The sequence below is a fragment of the Mycobacterium sp. NGS62 genome (genome assembly GCF_059812285.1).
Genome location: NZ_JCALCK010000026.1, coordinates 1 through 14,481 on the forward strand (window position 1 = coordinate 1; position 14,481 = coordinate 14,481).

Below are 14,481 nucleotides of genomic sequence, written 5' to 3' on the forward strand. Positions count from 1 at the left end.
CCACCGACAGTTCCCTCGCCATGAGATGTAGATATCTCATCTCAATCCACTACGGTCAAGAACCGCATGAAAACGGCGTGTCGCAGCCGATCCGATATCGCTATTAGCCGGTTAAGAGGGGGTCATAGGGTTTGAGTTGCACCAACCGCGACCCGAGGGTGCCCATCAGGGCGGTGACCGGATCGGTCAACCGGCCCCGACGTCCGATCCCGGCCTCGTTGTCCCACCACAACTCATGCGGTATCGCGGTGAAGCTGCCCGAAAGCAGCTGCCACATCCCGGCCACCAGATCCATGGTCTGGCGTGAGGGCAACATCACCGCGGCGATGAACCGGGAGAACGCGGCCACCATCACCAACACCGGCGGCATCGCCTCCTGTCCGAACCCGACCGGAAGCTTGAGCGCCGGGAACCACAGGTCGCACTGGATCACCCGCCCCGGCGGATGCTCGAGGCGATCGACCGGATCAGCAGGCAAGTACTCCGGGCGGATCGCTCGGACCCGCTCCCGAAACCACGAGATCGACCCCGTCCATCCGACCCGCTCGGCGAGCACCGTCGCCGGCAGCTGCGGATAGGTCGACAACAAGGCCCGGATCCGCGGCTCCACGGCGTCGATCGCCGACGGCACCGAGGTCCGCTCGTACTTCGGTGGTCCGTCGCTGGCCACCGCGGCCGCCACGGTGTCACGCGCGATGCCCAGTTGTCGTGCGATGGCCCGCTGCGACAAACCCTCGCTGCGGTGAAGATGCCGGATCAAGGCCCAGTCTTCCAAGGAGATCACCCATCCAATCTGATTGGGTGGCCTACTTTTCAACCGTCGCGACTGGCCGGGTCTTCAACCGTCGTCAACAACGGGTGGGCGACGAGGTTGTCCCGGGTCTCGTAGAAATTGAGGTGGCGGTCCCCCGCTCGTGACCTGCCGTGTGGTAGGTGTCGGGCGTTCCGCCAAGAACACCACCAGAGAAGGGGACCACCATGAAGAACAGTAGTCAGAACCGGGCTGAGGACGCGGCCATGGTCGCGATTCCAGAGCACGTCAGTGTGGCGATGTCCGAGATCGCCGGAAACATGCAGGAGGGGTTGCTGGCGCTGGCCGTCGGCGCGGGGCTGCAGGTGCTGCAGACCCTGATGGAAGCCGACGTGACCGCAGCTGCCGGGCCGAAGGGCAAGCACGATCCGGCACGCACTGCGGTGCGCCACGGCCGCGAGGACGGCTCGGTGACCCTTGGTGGGCGGCGGGTGCCGGTGTCGTGGCCGCGGGTACGCGCCATCGACGGGTCCGGCGAGCTGCCGGTCGCCTCCTATGAGCTGTTTTCGTCCACCGAGGTGCTGGGGCGGATGGCGATGGCGAGGATGCTGGCTGGGCTGTCCGCGCGGCGTTACCCGGTTGGGCTTGAGCCGGTCGGTCAGCAGGTGAGTGAAACAGCCTCTGCCACAAGCAAGTCTGCGGTATCGCGGAAGTTCGTGGCGATGACCGAAACGGCGCTGGCCGAACTGCTGGCCAAGGATCTGTCCGATCTGGATGTGGTGGCGCTGATGGTCGACGGGGTACATTTCGCCGAATCGTGCTGTGTGGTGGCCCTCGGGATCGACATCGAGGGCACCAAGCACCCGCTGGCGTTGGTGGAGGGCTCCACCGAGAACGCGACGCTGGTCACCGAGCTGCTGGTGGGCCTGCGCGACCGCGGCCTGGACATGACCCGCCCGATGCTGGTCGGCATCGACGGATCCAAGGCGCTGCGCAAAGCCGTGGTCGACGTGTGCGAGCGCCCGGTGATCCAACGCTGCCAAATCCACAAGGTCAGGAATGTCAAAGACCACCTGCCGCAACGACTTCGATCCATTGTAGGCCGTAGGATGACCGATGCCTACCACGCGGATTCGGCGTTGGATGCCCAGGCCGCGTTGCAGGCGTTGGCCGCCGAGCTCGACCGCACCCACCCCGGCGCGGCCGCGTCCTTGCGCGAAGGGCTCGATGAGACGCTGACCGTGCTGCGCCTGGGTGTGCCGCCCACCCTGGCGCGCACCCTGCGTTCGACCAACACCATCGAGTCGATGATCTCGGTGTGCCGAGAACACGCCGGCAACGTCAAACGCTGGCGCGACGGCAAGATGGCGCTGCGCTGGTGCGCGGCCGGCATGGTCGAGGCCGGCAAACAGTTCCGCCGCGTCAACGGCCACCTGCACCTGCCAGCGCTGCGTACCGCACTTGAGCGGGAATTCGTCGAACCTGTCGGAACCGTCGTGCACAATGACGAGGTGAGCGCAGCCTGATGCTCACCGGACCGCTACCGAAGTTCCACGGAACTCGGGACATCCTCTGGGCGACAGCGAGGTTGATTACCCGGGTGGGGTGTGTGTTTGATTGCCGGCTGGTGCTGCCGGGCCAGGCTGTGGTCGGTTTATCGGCCGACGTTTTGGGGTGTGCTGCTGAAGTGTGGCCTTCGCCGGTTGGGCTACCAGTATCGGCAGGGCTCAGCTGGCCGGTGCCAGCATCTCCTTCCAGCCGTCGTCTCTTGTTTTGCTCGAGTCTTCGACAGTGTATTTGACGCCATCGGGGCCTACCAGCTCACCGCTTTGTGGACTGTAGATTGCCGCGGGGCCCCCTGCGGGAGTGTAGACGCACGGGTTGGGCTGCTGTCCATTGCACTGCACCGAACCGGAACTTGGCCGCTGCAGCGGATCGCTGACGGGAGGTGGTGTCCCCGCCACCTGATCGGAGGGCAGCGGGTTGAGGCCATTATTGATCGACGGCGCCGGTATCACCGCACCCGGATCCACTGGCTGATCGCAGCGCGCCGCGGGTGCGGGGCAGTTGCGAATCTGGTTCGGGTCCCCGTACCAGGGATTGGTGCCCAACGGGACATACGGTTCGTTGCTGCGGCATTCGCGCGGCGTGGCCGCCCGCTTGCCGGGGACGTCGGCGCAGGGATAGTTACGGGCACCGCGAACCACGTTCGGGGCTTCCTTCGGGATCTTGCAGTAGGCCGGCGTTATCGGCCCCGGCCTACTGTCCGAGGGGGATCTCCATTCTGATGCCGGCATGAACCCGGTCAGGCACGGTGGTGTGACGTTGATCGGCGTGTTGAAGGAAAGAGCAAATGTATGCGGGTAAGGAGCGGTCAGGCTCTCACCGAACGCGGGGACTTGCGGCAGTATCACCAGCAATTGCTCTATGTTCTTGTTGTAGCGCTTGAGCATGTCGGCCACGACCTCGACATTTGCCAGCGTCTGCGGCAGCGTCTCACGCACGTCGCTGAACACCGTGTTGATCTGATCGGCAGTCGGCGCAGCCTGGGACAGGATGCCTTTGAGATTCTCGTCGTTGTCCGCGGTCTGCGCGGTCAGGACGTTTAGGTTGCGCGCCCAGCGCTCGATGGCGTCGCCCGAGTTGACCTGGCTCTCAAGAATTGGTGCGGAGTTTTGGACGATGTCGTTGACGCTGCCAAGGTTGGCCTCGAAGTCACCGGCGATCGCCTGGGTCGAGTCGACCAGCCGCTGCAGCGCCGGACCCAGCCCGCCGACCCCTTGGGCCATCTCGTCGAGCAGTGCGGTGATCTTCCCCTTGGGCAGTACGTCCAGCGCGTGATAGACGCTGTCCAGCGTTGGCCCGATCGGGCTGGGCACTGTGCTCTTGGTGATGGTCTGCCCGGGTGAGAAGTACTTGTCCGCGTTACCTGTCGCCAAGTCAACGTATTGCTCGCCGACCGCCGACACCGAGTGCACGTTAGCCGAGGCGTCGACCGGGATCTTGTACTGGTCGCTGATACTCAATGTCGCCCGAGCGCCCTGTTCGGTGGGCTCGACGCTAGTGACCTTGCCGATGCTGACACCGCGGTAGGTGACGTTGGCCGTCGGATACAGACCGCCCGACGCGGGCAGGTCCACCTTCAGTGTGTATTGGTCTATGCCGGCCGCGCTCGGCAACCGAAGGTAGTACGTGCCCAGCGCAATCATCGCGACCACGGTCAGGAGGGTGAAGACAATCAACTGGTTGCGGACGACGCGGGTCAACAACATGCGCTACTCGTCCCTTTCCACAGGCGCGTCGGTCGGATTGGGGGTGTACCGCAGGTCTGGGAGCATCGAGTTCGGATCACGGCCCCACGACTGCTCCAGCGCGCGCAGCGCACCGGAGAATCCGGTTCCGCTGAGGATCGCGTTGTCAATTGAACTCAACGTGAGGTCCAAGACGATCGAGACGTTGAGGGAGTCGCCCTTCACCAGCTTAGGGATGCTGTCGGCGCTGAAAGGAAGGGTCAAGAGGATCTTGAGTGTTTCGACTATATCGGTCGCGGCACGGCTGGTCTGCTTGAGCGGCCGCTGCAGCAGCCGCAGGTCCTTATCCAGGTTGGGACGCGCCGCCGACAAGGTCTGATCAACGACGTCACTTAACCGCCCCAACGCAGTGGTCGCGTCGGCGAACAGAGCGCGTTGATCGGCGAAATGTTTGACCAGCGGCGGGAGTTCGGTCAGAACACGGTCCAGGGTGTCGGACCGGTTAGCCACATACGTCAACAGCCGGTTGGTGGAATCGATGGCGCGAGTGAGCTCGTCACGTTGCTCGTTAAGCTGCGCGGTGAAGATGTCGAGCTTGCCGAGGAAATCATGAATCTGATCGGCCCGCCCGGTCAGGACGTTGTTGACCTCGTTTTGAATCACTTCGATGTTCGGGATACCGCCGCCGCGCAGCACCGCGGCGAAACTGGCCAAAACACGCTCGGTGGTAGGGTAAGCTGACGACTTCTGCAGCGGTATCGTGTCGCCATCCCGCAACGGCTGCGGTGATGGGGTGGTCGGCGCGGCCAGTTCCACATGCTGAGAACCTAGCAGGCTGGTCTGCCCGACCTTGGCGGTGGCGTTCTTCGGTAGCTGCACTCTCTTATCCAGATCCAAAGTCAGCGTCGCTATCCAGTTTTTCATGTTGATCGCGCGTACCCTGCCGACGAAGACGTCGGCCACCCGCACCCGGCTGTTGGCGTTCAAGGCCAGCGTGTCCGGCATCTGCACATAGATGGTGTAGGAACCGGGGCCGGTTCCCGGGCCACCGGGCAGCGGCACATTCGCGATACCGCGCCAGCTGGCGCATGACGTCAGTATCGTCGCGGCGAGAAGCACCACCACAACCCGCGTGATCCCCCTGCGCATCCTCACGGGCCAGACTCTGTCGCTGCGGGCGCCTCGGCGGCGCGGGGGGCGTCGGCCGGCGGCGCCGCCGGCGTCGGTGACGGCAGCGGCTGCGGGTACCACGGCGGCGGCAACGGATTGTTCTGGTCGTACGCATTCGGCGGCCCGGGTGGGGTCTGTCGGTTTGACTGTACGGGCGCGATGTTGGGGCCGCCCATCAGTTCAGCCAGCGAGTCCGGGGTCAGCAGGCTCGCGGTAGGCGTCCCCACCTGTACGCCTTGCATGCCGGGCGCCACGATCCAGCCTGCCTCGTGGTTGCCGTGTGACAACGGTGTGTCCGGTGCAAAGATCCCGGGGACGGTGGTGTCCTTGTACCCCGGTGGCGGTCGCAGCCGCTCCTCGGAGTAGGCAACGTTCTTGGGCAGTAGATCGGCGGTGGTGAACAGGTTCACGCCGAACGGCGGGAAGTTGAACTTGATCGCATCCAGGATCGGCGCCAGGAATTGCGCGCACTGTTCGGCGGACTCCTGATAGCCCAGCCGGCTGCCGGCCTGAATCGCGCTGCAAATAAACTGCATCGGGTTGGCGAAGTTGGAGACAGCGAATTCCCCGGTCAGCCCGTGGAGCGGCTCGTAGATGGCCAGCGCGCTGGCGCCGAAATGGGGAGCGGCGTGCAGTGTCTGCTCCAACGCGTCCAGCGGGTCGGGTTGAAGCAGCGCGGTGGTCACGTCGGCGAGGTTGTCGACGTCGTGGGCGAGCACCTCACGGTTCTCGGTGAAAAACTTGCGCGCCGCGGGGAGCAGATCGTCGACCTGCTGGATCGCGATCGCGAGCCCGCGGTCGGAGCTGGTGAGCGAGTTGGTGAATTCGGCGAAGTCCTTGTTTAATGCCACGAACCGCTGGTCGTCCTTGTGCAGGGCGTTGACGAACAGCGCCAGGCTGCGCACCACGGCGAAGAAGTCGCCGCGGCCCTCATTCAAGGCGGTCAGCGCAGTCGACAGGCTATTAAGGGTGGTGCTGATCTGCTTGCCCTTGCCGGCCAGCCCGTCGGCGAAGGATTCGATGATGTCACCGAAGGGACCCTCGGACTGCTCTGGTGTAGGACCGAGCTTGGAGATGATGTTAGTGATGCTGTTGCGCAGCTGGTCCCATTCCACCGGCACCTGGGTGCGCTCAACGGGAATCACCGCGTTGTCAGCCAGTACCGAGCCGCCCTCGTAGGGCGGCTCCAACTGAATCGTCCGCGACGCCACAAGGGTGGGATTGAGGATCACCGCTGAGGCGTCGGCGGGCACCTTGTACTTGTTGTCGTAGTGGAAGGTGACCTTCATCTTGTCGCCGGCCGGCTCGATCTTGTCGATCGCGCCCACCCGCACACCCATGATCTGGACCTTGTCCCCGGGGTAAAGAGCGTTCGCGAGCGGGAAGTAGGCCACGACGGTGTTGTTGGTCAGCTTGTGGTAAAGATCGCGACCGACGAACGCGATCACGAGGGCCAGCAGCACTACCAGCGACCCAACGATCAACGACGTGCGAGACATTTTCGGCAGCCGCAGGCTGCGGATATCGAAGACTGTGCTCAATTCTGGCTACCTCCTGTAACCCTGCTGCCTCCGGTTCCGCCGGGCGTGATGAACGGGGCCGGCAGCTGCTGTCCAGGTCCGGGTGGCGCAGCCGGTCCGGGTGGCAGCGCCGGCGCGAATGTCGACGGCGGTGGAGCCGGTCCGGCCGGTTGCAGGTTCTCGGTGCGTGCCCCCGGCGGCGCATTCGGCGGCAGCGGCACCGGTTTGCCCGGAACGTCCGGGGCCGGCTCGCCCGGCCGCCCGGCAATCGGGATGCCCGGGGTCGGCGGCAGACCGTTCGGGTTCGGCGGCGACGTCAGCACGTCGGGCAGACCCGGATAGGGGCCGTTAGGCCCGAACGGACCCTGGTTTTGGTCGATGCCCCCACAGGGCATCGGGTTGCCCGGCCGCGGCAGCAGCTCTGGTGGTGGAGCGTATGAGCACGGCGATCCGGGCGCCACAGCCGGTCCCGGGTGATCCGGAGTGCCCTCCAGTACCGGCGGCGCCGGCGGCGGGGCACCATTGGGGAACCGGGTGCCGTTGGGGTCGGGGAACCGGAACGCGGGCAGCCCGGCGCTGCGCCAGAATTCTTCCGGGTCGATGCCCCGCTTCTCAAAGGCGGCATCGACCCACGGCTGCAGGATCTGGTAGGGCAGCAGGTTGACCAGAGCCACCTTGAAATACGGTCCCGACGCGACCGCCTCGGCCAGCGCCGTGGAGTAGTGACTCAGAGCGGGGAGCCACTCGACGAGATCTTTTTTGTGCTTGACCAGCAGGTCGCTGACCGTGCGCAACTGCTCGAGCAAGTGATGTAGGTTAGGGTTGTCGTCGATCACACCCTTCAGCTGGGTCGAGACGGCGGCGATGCGGCCCAGCAGCGCATCCATCGCGCTCTTGCGCTGGTTGAATGCCCCCAGCAGCGTCTGCGCGTTGACCAGCAGCCGGTCGACTTGTTTGCTACGGTCGCCGAGGATGCTGGCCACCTGGTTGGCCTGGCCCAGCAGATGTTTGATTTGCTCGTCGCGTGTGCCGATGGTGTCGGAGAATTTCGCCACTCCGTCCAGCGCTGCGCTCAGGTGCGGGTAGGTCTGATCAATCGTCTGCGACAAGACATTCAGCGAGCGTTTGACGGTGTCGATGTCCCACCCAGCAGCGGCCTTCGTGACGTCGAAGAACGCGTCGTAGATCTGATACGGGGTGGTGCTTTGCCCCAGCGGCAGCGTTGCGTTCGGATGCAATGGCTGGGTGCCCCGCGGCTCGATCTCGAGCACCTTCTTACCCAGGATGGTGTCGGTGCGGATTGCGAGCCGGCTCTCGGTGCCTATGGTGGCGGAGCCGATGGAAAACGTCATCACGACATGGTTGCCAGCGATCTCGACTGCCCGCACGGTGCCGACATCCATACCGGCGACGCGTACTTTGTCGCCCTTGTTCACTCCACCTGTGTCACTGAACTGCCCGTGGTAGGTGGGCTGGGCGAACAACGCCGGAATGCTGGTGAAGGTTTGGCCCACGCCGATCACCAGCACCGACACGATAATGCCCATCACCCCGATCCGGAACCGATTGGGGGGTTGAAGAGTTCTCATTGCGGTGTGCACCTCCCCGTCGGCTGCCGGGTAAGGTTGACCGTACGGACGGGGCCGCCGGGCTGCAGTCCGTTGAGCATGACCGAGATGTCGCACGCGTAGAAAGTGAAGAAGTCACCGTAGCGCCCCCCGATACCTCCTATGGTTTTCGCCGCGGCCGGGACGTCCCGCAACACCCCGTCGACGTAGTCGGCCCTATCGACCAGCGCTTCCAAAACGCCCTCCAGGTAGCCGACGCCGGTCTTGAGCTGGGGCCGGTTGTCGGCCAGCAGGTCGGCCAACGTTCCGGCAGCATTGCTGATGTGCGCGGTGCCGGCAGCCAGCGGGTCGGCGTGGTTGTTCAGCCCCGTGATCAGTTTCTCGACGTTGTCGACGGTCTGGTCGAATTCCTGGCGATGCCTGACCGTGGTGTCCAGCACGGTGTTGAGGTTGCTGATGATCTCGCCGATGGCCTCGTCACGCTCGGCGATGTGCGCGGTCAGTTGCGCGGTCTGGTCGAGGATGTCGTTGATGGTGCCGCCCTGGCCCTGGAAAACGGTGATAATCGATTGGGCGATGTTGTTGACCTTGTCCGGATCCAGCGCCCGAAACAGTGGCTTGAAACCACCGATGAGCGCATCGAGATCCAGAGCCGGTTGGGTGTGCGACAGTGGGATAAATCCACCCGGCGGCAGCACCCGGTCAGCACCGTCGCCCTGGCCGCGTTTGAGCTCCAGGTAGCGGTTACCGATCAGGTCGGCATACCGGATGTGTGCGGTCGTGGACTGATACAGCGGCAGTGAGCGGTCGGCCTCGAAGTCGACTCGTACCCGATGACCGCCGTCCATGAGCTGCAGCTTTTTGACTTTGCCGATCTCCACTCCGGAGGCGCGGACAAACTGACCGTCGCGCAGCCCGCTGGCACTGCTGAACTCCGCAGCATAACTGTACGTCTTCTCGAAGCGCATCTGCCCGAAAATCACCCCGATAGCGACGGTGAAAAACGCCAGCACCAACGAGGAGATGCCGAGCCTGATAGCGGTGCCGGTGATTTTCATGGGTTGATCGTGTTCTCCCCCCATTGACGGCCCCACACGTGTTCGAGCGCTTGGGGCTGGCCGCCGAGTTCAAAGTGGTTGTACGCTGCGATGCTGACACCGCTGTCGGTCACCAGGTACGGCGACGGCCATAGGTCCCGGGTGATGGTCTGCCAGCAACCCGGTTTCCCGCCAGGTCCGCCGTGAGCGTTTACCCGCGGCAGGTTGTCGGGATAGACGTACGGGTTTTCCCCACCCAGGATCGAGCCGGTTACCCTAATCGCGTAGCCGTTGCCGCTCTCCCCGTCCGTCACCTTCGGCAGCACGATGGCGCCGTGGTGGAAGGTGCAGTAGAGTTCGGGGCTGTAAGTGTCGAGCAGCTGGGAGGTCGGCACCAGGTCGTTGACCGCGCGCACCAGATACGGCTCGCCCTGGCCAACGACGTCGGCACCGGTGTTGCCGACTCCGACTGCGGCCAAGAGCGCGGCGTCCACATCTTTTTGCTGCTGGTTGAACGTGCGCGCCGTGGTCACTGCGTTGTCGAGGGCGTTCCACAGATTCGGCGACGCGTTGGCGTAGATATCGCCTAGATCCGCCAACCGCTGGATGTCATGGCGAATCTGGGGCATCTGCGGGTTGATCTCATCCAGGATGGCGTTGCCGTCGGCGATCGAGGCGCCGAACTTGTCGCCCAGACCGTTGAGCGCCTCGGCCGCCGCCGACAGCGTCAGGTTCACCTTGACCGGATCCAGCTTCTCTGAGATCTGCATGATCGTCTCGAACAACGTGTTGAACTCCGTTGTCACCGATCTCGCCTCAATCACACCGGTCGGTGTAATCCGTTGCTGAGTAGGATGTTTCGGTGAGGTCAACGACACGTACTTGTTGCCGAACACCGTGGTGGCCGTGATCGCGGCATCCACATTGGCCGGAATCAACCTCATATACTTCGGTGTGATATTCAGCCGCAGCTTGGCCGCCGGCTCGCCGTCCTGTTCGATCTCCGAAATGCTGGCCACCCGGCCGATCTGCACCCCGTTATAGGTGACCTTCGACCCGACATCCAGCACCAAACCCGATCGGCTCGCCAACATCGTCAATGGCGTCTTGGGTGTGAAGCCACCCCGAAACTGGACCCACACGACGATCAGCACGACTGCGACGGTGAGCCACAAGAGCAGACCCGCTGGTTTGCGGAGCCGGATAAGTGGCCGTTGCTGCTTGCCTGAAGTCGCCATGGCGGTTACACCGTGAGGTTGAAGTTCGGGTTGACGCCGTACAGCGCCAACGAAGCCAGCAGCACCACCGACACGATCGCGATCAGCGAGGCGCGCATCGACCGGCCGACCGCCACGCCGACGCCAGCCGGACCGCCGCTAGCGTAATAACCGAAGTAGCAGTGGTTCAGCATCACGACGACCGAAATGACGATCGTCTCAGCAAGCGAGTACCAGAAGTCGTTGATCCGCAAGAACGTATTGAAATAGTGCTCGTAGGTGCCGATGGACTGGGCATAGAACAAGGTGGTGACCACCTGCGCGGAAAAGAACGATAGCAGAATCGATATCGTGTAGAGCGGGATGATGACAACGAACGCGGCAATGCTCCGGGTGGACACCAGATACGAGACCGACTTGATGCCCATCACCTCCAGTGCGTCGATCTCCTCGCTGATCCGCATGGCACCCAATTCCGCGGTGGCACCGGCTCCGACAGTGGAGGCCAACGCCTGACCAGTCACAATCGGCGCGACCACTCGCACATTGGCCAGCGCCGCGAAAAACCCGGTGAATGCCTCCACGCCGATATTGCCCAGCGAGGCGAACCCCTGAATCGCGATCAGCGAACCGGCCGACAGTGTCACAAAGCCGATGATCGCCACCGTGCCGCCGATAGCGGCCATCGCGCCGGTGCCCATGCCGATCTCGGCGATCAGCCGCAGGATTTCCCTGCGGTAATTCCGCCAACCGTGCCCGAGATAGCCCAACACGGTGATGACGAACACCGCGACATCACCGGAGCTATCCAGCGCCCGGCCCGGCGCGCCGGCCCACCCGGTGGCTCGCCCGTAAGCGCGAGGGAAACGCGAGCGGAGTACAGTTGCGGTACCCAACCTCAGCGCCCCGTTCCGAACCGGACACCGATGGTGGTCAGCACCACGTTGACCGCGAACAACGCAAGCACGGCCAGCACCAGCGTCTCATTCACGGCGGTGCCCACGCCCTTGGGTCCACCGCCGGCCGTTAGCCCGCGATAGCAGCCCACCAACCCGGCGATCAGCCCGAATGCGGTGGCCTTCGCAACTGAGATCAGCACCTCCGGTAACCCGGTGATCAGGGTCAGCGTCGAGACGTACGCGCCCGCCGAGACGTTCTGGATATACACACCGAAAAAGAACCCGCCGACCAGCCCGATAGCGATCACCGCACCGTTGAGCAGCAGGGCTACACACGTCGACGCGACAACCCGGGGAACCACCAGTCGATGGATCGGATCGATGCCCAACACCTCCATCGCGTCGATCTCCTCGCGAATGGTCCGCGCGCCCAAATCCGCACAAATGGCGGTGGAACCGACCCCGGCGACCACCAGCACCGTTACCAGCGGGCCCAGTTGGGTGACCGCGCCCAGCGCAGCGCCAGCGCCGGAGACGTCGGCGGCGCCGAACTCGGCCAACAGGATGTTCAACGTGAAGATGATCAGCACGGTCAGCGGGATCGCAACCATGGCGGTGGGCAGAAACGACACCACCAACAGAAACCAGCTCTGCAGGATGAATTCGCGCCATTGGAACGGCCGGGTAAGCGCCTTGCCGGTAAGCACACACATCCGGTAGAAGCCACCGACGGCATCAACCGCCGGTCTAGCCTGGTCGCGCAGGTAGACAGTCAAACCGGTCGACGTCGTCACCGTTGCCCCCCGGCCACAGGACCGTGTGCGTGGCGCTGCAGCAGCTGATCGTCGTGCAGCACAGTCACCAAAGCCGTGCCCAGCGGGCCTAGTTGGGTGATCGCGCGTAACCCAGCGCCACCGCCGGAGCTTTTCGCGGTGCCGAACTCTCGCAGCAAGATGTTGAGCGTGAAGGTGATCAGCACCGTCGGCGGCATGGAAACCGCGGCTGTCGCCAGGAACGACACCTGCATCAAAAACCGAACCTGGACGATGAACTCACGCCATTGGAGCGGTCGCACCAGCGCTTTGCCGGTCTGCCCGCCCGTGCGCGAAAACCCGCTGATAGCCGCCAACGCCGGAATGGTCTGACCCGCAACGTAGTCGGTAAGGACGACTCTGGTCGTCGTCATCGGGTTATCCGGGCGACACGAACCGTTACGACGTGACGGTGCTTCGCCGATCCGCAACCGCCCTGACACGCGAGCGCCGTCAGCGCCGAAAGCCCGCTTTCCGATGTCGGAACCGATCCTTCCACTCACGTTTGCCACGCGATCATTATCATATAGACCGTATGTACAGTCAATCATTCGGCAAGCATAAAGTTGGTTGCCATAAGCTCTAGCGGACGGCGAACCCCACTAACCAGCGCACACACGCACGTCGAGTCATCGCGGCGCCAGCAGGCGGCGTCATGGCTGGAACCGTGCGTGTGAAACCGCGCAGCTTCGGACCGCCGCAATGGTCGTTGTCACCGTCGCCATACCTTCACTCGGCGGTATCGGCCAGCGCCGCAACGCATTCCCGTACGACAGTGACAATGCGGCCACACGGATCCGCCCACGTGCTCAACGGCAGGCGGTCGAGCAGCAGGCCGCCGAGGAAGATGTCGACAAAAGCGGCCCCGACCTGCTCGGGCGTGCGGAAACCGCCAGGTTCGAACCACACCCACATCCACTGCACGGATCCCCATAGCTGTAGAGCTGCCAGTTCGGCGTCTACCGGCCGGAACACGCCGGCCGCGATACCCTTGCGGATCTCATCGACGGTGTGAGCGTGTAGTTCGCGGCGCAGCTTGCGGACTTGGCGCATCGCTGGATCGTCCGATAGCTGCACCACCTCGCGCTGGGTGGCCACCGTGGCATGGCGGTCGAACACCTGCATGAACGCCGAGGCGTAGATAATCGCCGCGATGCGTTCCGGGGGAGTATCCAGGCGATCCCACGCCCTGCGCACCACGCTCAGCTGGCGAGTCAGGTGGCTTTCTTCCAGCTCCCGCAACATTTGGGCCTTGGTTCCGAAGTGGTGAACGATGGTGCCTTTTGACATGCCGAGTTCGGTAGCGACGTCGCCGATATTCGCTCTTTCGTAGCCGCGTTCGGCGACGTAGCGGACGAACGCGTCGAGAATCTCGCCCCGTCGGCCTGTTCTAGGCATCCGACCTCCGCAATACTAGCCGTACGTACGGTCACTATACGCTGCAGATGGGCCCTGTCACCACCCGGGGAAGCTCGAGGCCCGACCGGGCCGGCGGCACGATCAATGGCGCCGGATACCCGCACGCCAAGAGCAACTCGCGCGGGGCGAATCGCCTACTCAATCAGCACGCGCACCCGCGAGTGCGCGCCGACGACTGCGCCGCCGACGACCGGAGCGGAGTCAGGCCCGGACAGGGGCGTTATGAGTCCGCACCCCTGGACGCACTTGTGGATCGGAACGCACCGACGCTAACGTTCGACGCCTTCTGCGCGGCAACCTATTTCAGCTATGGTGCCGGGGTCTGGCGCCGTTACCACGTAGGTATTCGTCGCGCGGTCTGACACTACGCGGCCCTCGGTGTATATGTTCATCAGCTCTTCGCCATCCCGGTCTGCGACACACACGTAGGTATCGGTCTCGGCGTCGTAGGTGAAGCTGACCCAAGCCAATAGATACGCCAAGCAGTTGCCCTGGCGGTCGACGATGACGAGCTTGTGGGCGCCGGACTCCTTCAGCAGCTTTGCGTCTTGCGCTCGCTTCTGAGCAGCATGGCTGCCGGACACTGCCGTGCCGTTGTGCATCTCGGTGTCGCTTTCGTTGTGGCACAAGGGATGTACTATCACAGGTTGTCTTCAGGTGAACGCGGCGGAGCTTGGTTGACCCGCGCATGCCTTGGCTCAATGACTGCGCCCCCTCCTCGGATGACATGGTTCTGACGCGCGGCAAAAAACGGCCAGACCCCAAGACATCCAGTAACCGATACTGCTTGTCACAGGCGGTCAGTATGCGCTACGTCACAGCGATCCGTCAACAGGC

At 63.8% G+C, this 14,481-nt stretch carries 12 protein-coding genes and 1 pseudogene; 1 reads left to right on the plus strand and 12 read right to left on the minus strand.

What is annotated here, in order from left to right; all coding sequences use genetic code 11:
- Positions 1–106: 106 nt before the first annotated feature.
- Positions 107–775 (minus strand): annotated as a pseudogene (locus AC5Y49_RS23975) (transposase); the annotation flags it as partial.
- 203 nt (positions 776–978) lie between these two features.
- On the opposite strand from AC5Y49_RS23975, the gene AC5Y49_RS23980 reads away from it, so the two are divergent.
- On the plus strand, positions 979–2,277 hold the full coding sequence (locus AC5Y49_RS23980) for an IS256 family transposase (protein ID WP_499891881.1): 1,299 nt from the start codon (positions 979–981) through the stop codon (positions 2,275–2,277).
- 201 nt (positions 2,278–2,478) lie between these two features.
- On the opposite strand, the gene AC5Y49_RS23985 is transcribed toward AC5Y49_RS23980, so the two are convergent.
- From AC5Y49_RS23985 to AC5Y49_RS24035, 11 genes are all read right to left on the minus strand, one after another.
- On the minus strand, positions 2,479–4,020 hold the full coding sequence (locus AC5Y49_RS23985; RefSeq protein ID WP_499891890.1) for an MCE family protein: 1,542 nt from the start codon (positions 4,018–4,020) through the stop codon (positions 2,479–2,481).
- 6 nt (positions 4,021–4,026) lie between these two features.
- The gene (locus AC5Y49_RS23990; RefSeq protein WP_499891891.1) at positions 4,027–5,151 is read right to left on the minus strand and encodes a virulence factor Mce family protein; all 1,125 of its coding nucleotides are present in this window, start codon (positions 5,149–5,151) and stop codon (positions 4,027–4,029) included.
- A 2-nt stretch (positions 5,152–5,153) separates the two neighbouring features.
- Entirely contained in the window at positions 5,154–6,713 is a 1,560-nt protein-coding gene (locus AC5Y49_RS23995) for a virulence factor Mce family protein (RefSeq protein ID WP_499891882.1), read from the minus strand.
- Positions 6,710–8,281, minus strand: coding sequence for a virulence factor Mce family protein (locus AC5Y49_RS24000; protein ID WP_499891883.1), 1,572 nt, complete (start codon positions 8,279–8,281; stop codon positions 6,710–6,712). The genes AC5Y49_RS23995 and AC5Y49_RS24000 overlap by 4 nt, the downstream gene beginning before the upstream one ends.
- Entirely contained in the window at positions 8,278–9,318 is a 1,041-nt protein-coding gene (locus AC5Y49_RS24005) for a virulence factor Mce family protein (protein ID WP_499891884.1), read from the minus strand. The genes AC5Y49_RS24000 and AC5Y49_RS24005 overlap by 4 nt, the downstream gene beginning before the upstream one ends.
- The gene (locus tag AC5Y49_RS24010; protein ID WP_499891885.1) at positions 9,315–10,535 is read right to left on the minus strand and encodes an MCE family protein; all 1,221 of its coding nucleotides are present in this window, start codon (positions 10,533–10,535) and stop codon (positions 9,315–9,317) included. Before AC5Y49_RS24010 ends, AC5Y49_RS24005 begins: the two co-directional genes overlap by 4 nt.
- 5 nt (positions 10,536–10,540) lie before the next feature.
- Positions 10,541–11,302 (minus strand): ABC transporter permease, encoded by a 762-nt coding sequence (locus AC5Y49_RS24015; protein WP_499891892.1) that lies wholly within the window; start codon positions 11,300–11,302, stop codon positions 10,541–10,543.
- Positions 11,303–11,412: 110 nt separating this feature from the next.
- A complete protein-coding gene (locus tag AC5Y49_RS24020; RefSeq protein WP_499891886.1) occupies positions 11,413–12,207 on the minus strand; it encodes an MlaE family ABC transporter permease in 795 nt (264 codons plus the stop codon).
- On the minus strand, positions 12,204–12,599 hold the full coding sequence (locus tag AC5Y49_RS24025; protein WP_499891887.1) for an ABC transporter permease family protein: 396 nt from the start codon (positions 12,597–12,599) through the stop codon (positions 12,204–12,206). Before AC5Y49_RS24025 ends, AC5Y49_RS24020 begins: the two co-directional genes overlap by 4 nt.
- Before the next feature lie 355 nt (positions 12,600–12,954).
- Positions 12,955–13,623 (minus strand): TetR-type transcription factor C-terminal domain-containing protein, encoded by a 669-nt coding sequence (locus AC5Y49_RS24030; protein WP_499891888.1) that lies wholly within the window; start codon positions 13,621–13,623, stop codon positions 12,955–12,957.
- Between the two features lie 290 nt (positions 13,624–13,913).
- The gene (locus AC5Y49_RS24035; protein ID WP_499891889.1) at positions 13,914–14,273 is read right to left on the minus strand and encodes a hypothetical protein; all 360 of its coding nucleotides are present in this window, start codon (positions 14,271–14,273) and stop codon (positions 13,914–13,916) included.
- Between the last annotated feature and the right edge of the window lie 208 nt (positions 14,274–14,481).

Coding starts and splice junctions, on each gene's coding strand:
- AC5Y49_RS23980 (WP_499891881.1), top strand. CDS start 979: ATGAAGAACAGTAGTCAGAACCGGGCTGAGGACGCGGCCATGGTCGCG.
- AC5Y49_RS23990 (WP_499891891.1), bottom strand. CDS start 5,151: ATGCGCAGGGGGATCACGCGGGTTGTGGTGGTGCTTCTCGCCGCGACG.
- AC5Y49_RS24000 (WP_499891883.1), bottom strand. CDS start 8,281: ATGAGAACTCTTCAACCCCCCAATCGGTTCCGGATCGGGGTGATGGGC.
- AC5Y49_RS24005 (WP_499891884.1), bottom strand. CDS start 9,318: ATGAAAATCACCGGCACCGCTATCAGGCTCGGCATCTCCTCGTTGGTG.
- AC5Y49_RS24010 (WP_499891885.1), bottom strand. CDS start 10,535: ATGGCGACTTCAGGCAAGCAGCAACGGCCACTTATCCGGCTCCGCAAA.
- AC5Y49_RS24025 (WP_499891887.1), bottom strand. CDS start 12,599: ATGACGACGACCAGAGTCGTCCTTACCGACTACGTTGCGGGTCAGACC.
- AC5Y49_RS24030 (WP_499891888.1), bottom strand. CDS start 13,623: ATGCCTAGAACAGGCCGACGGGGCGAGATTCTCGACGCGTTCGTCCGC.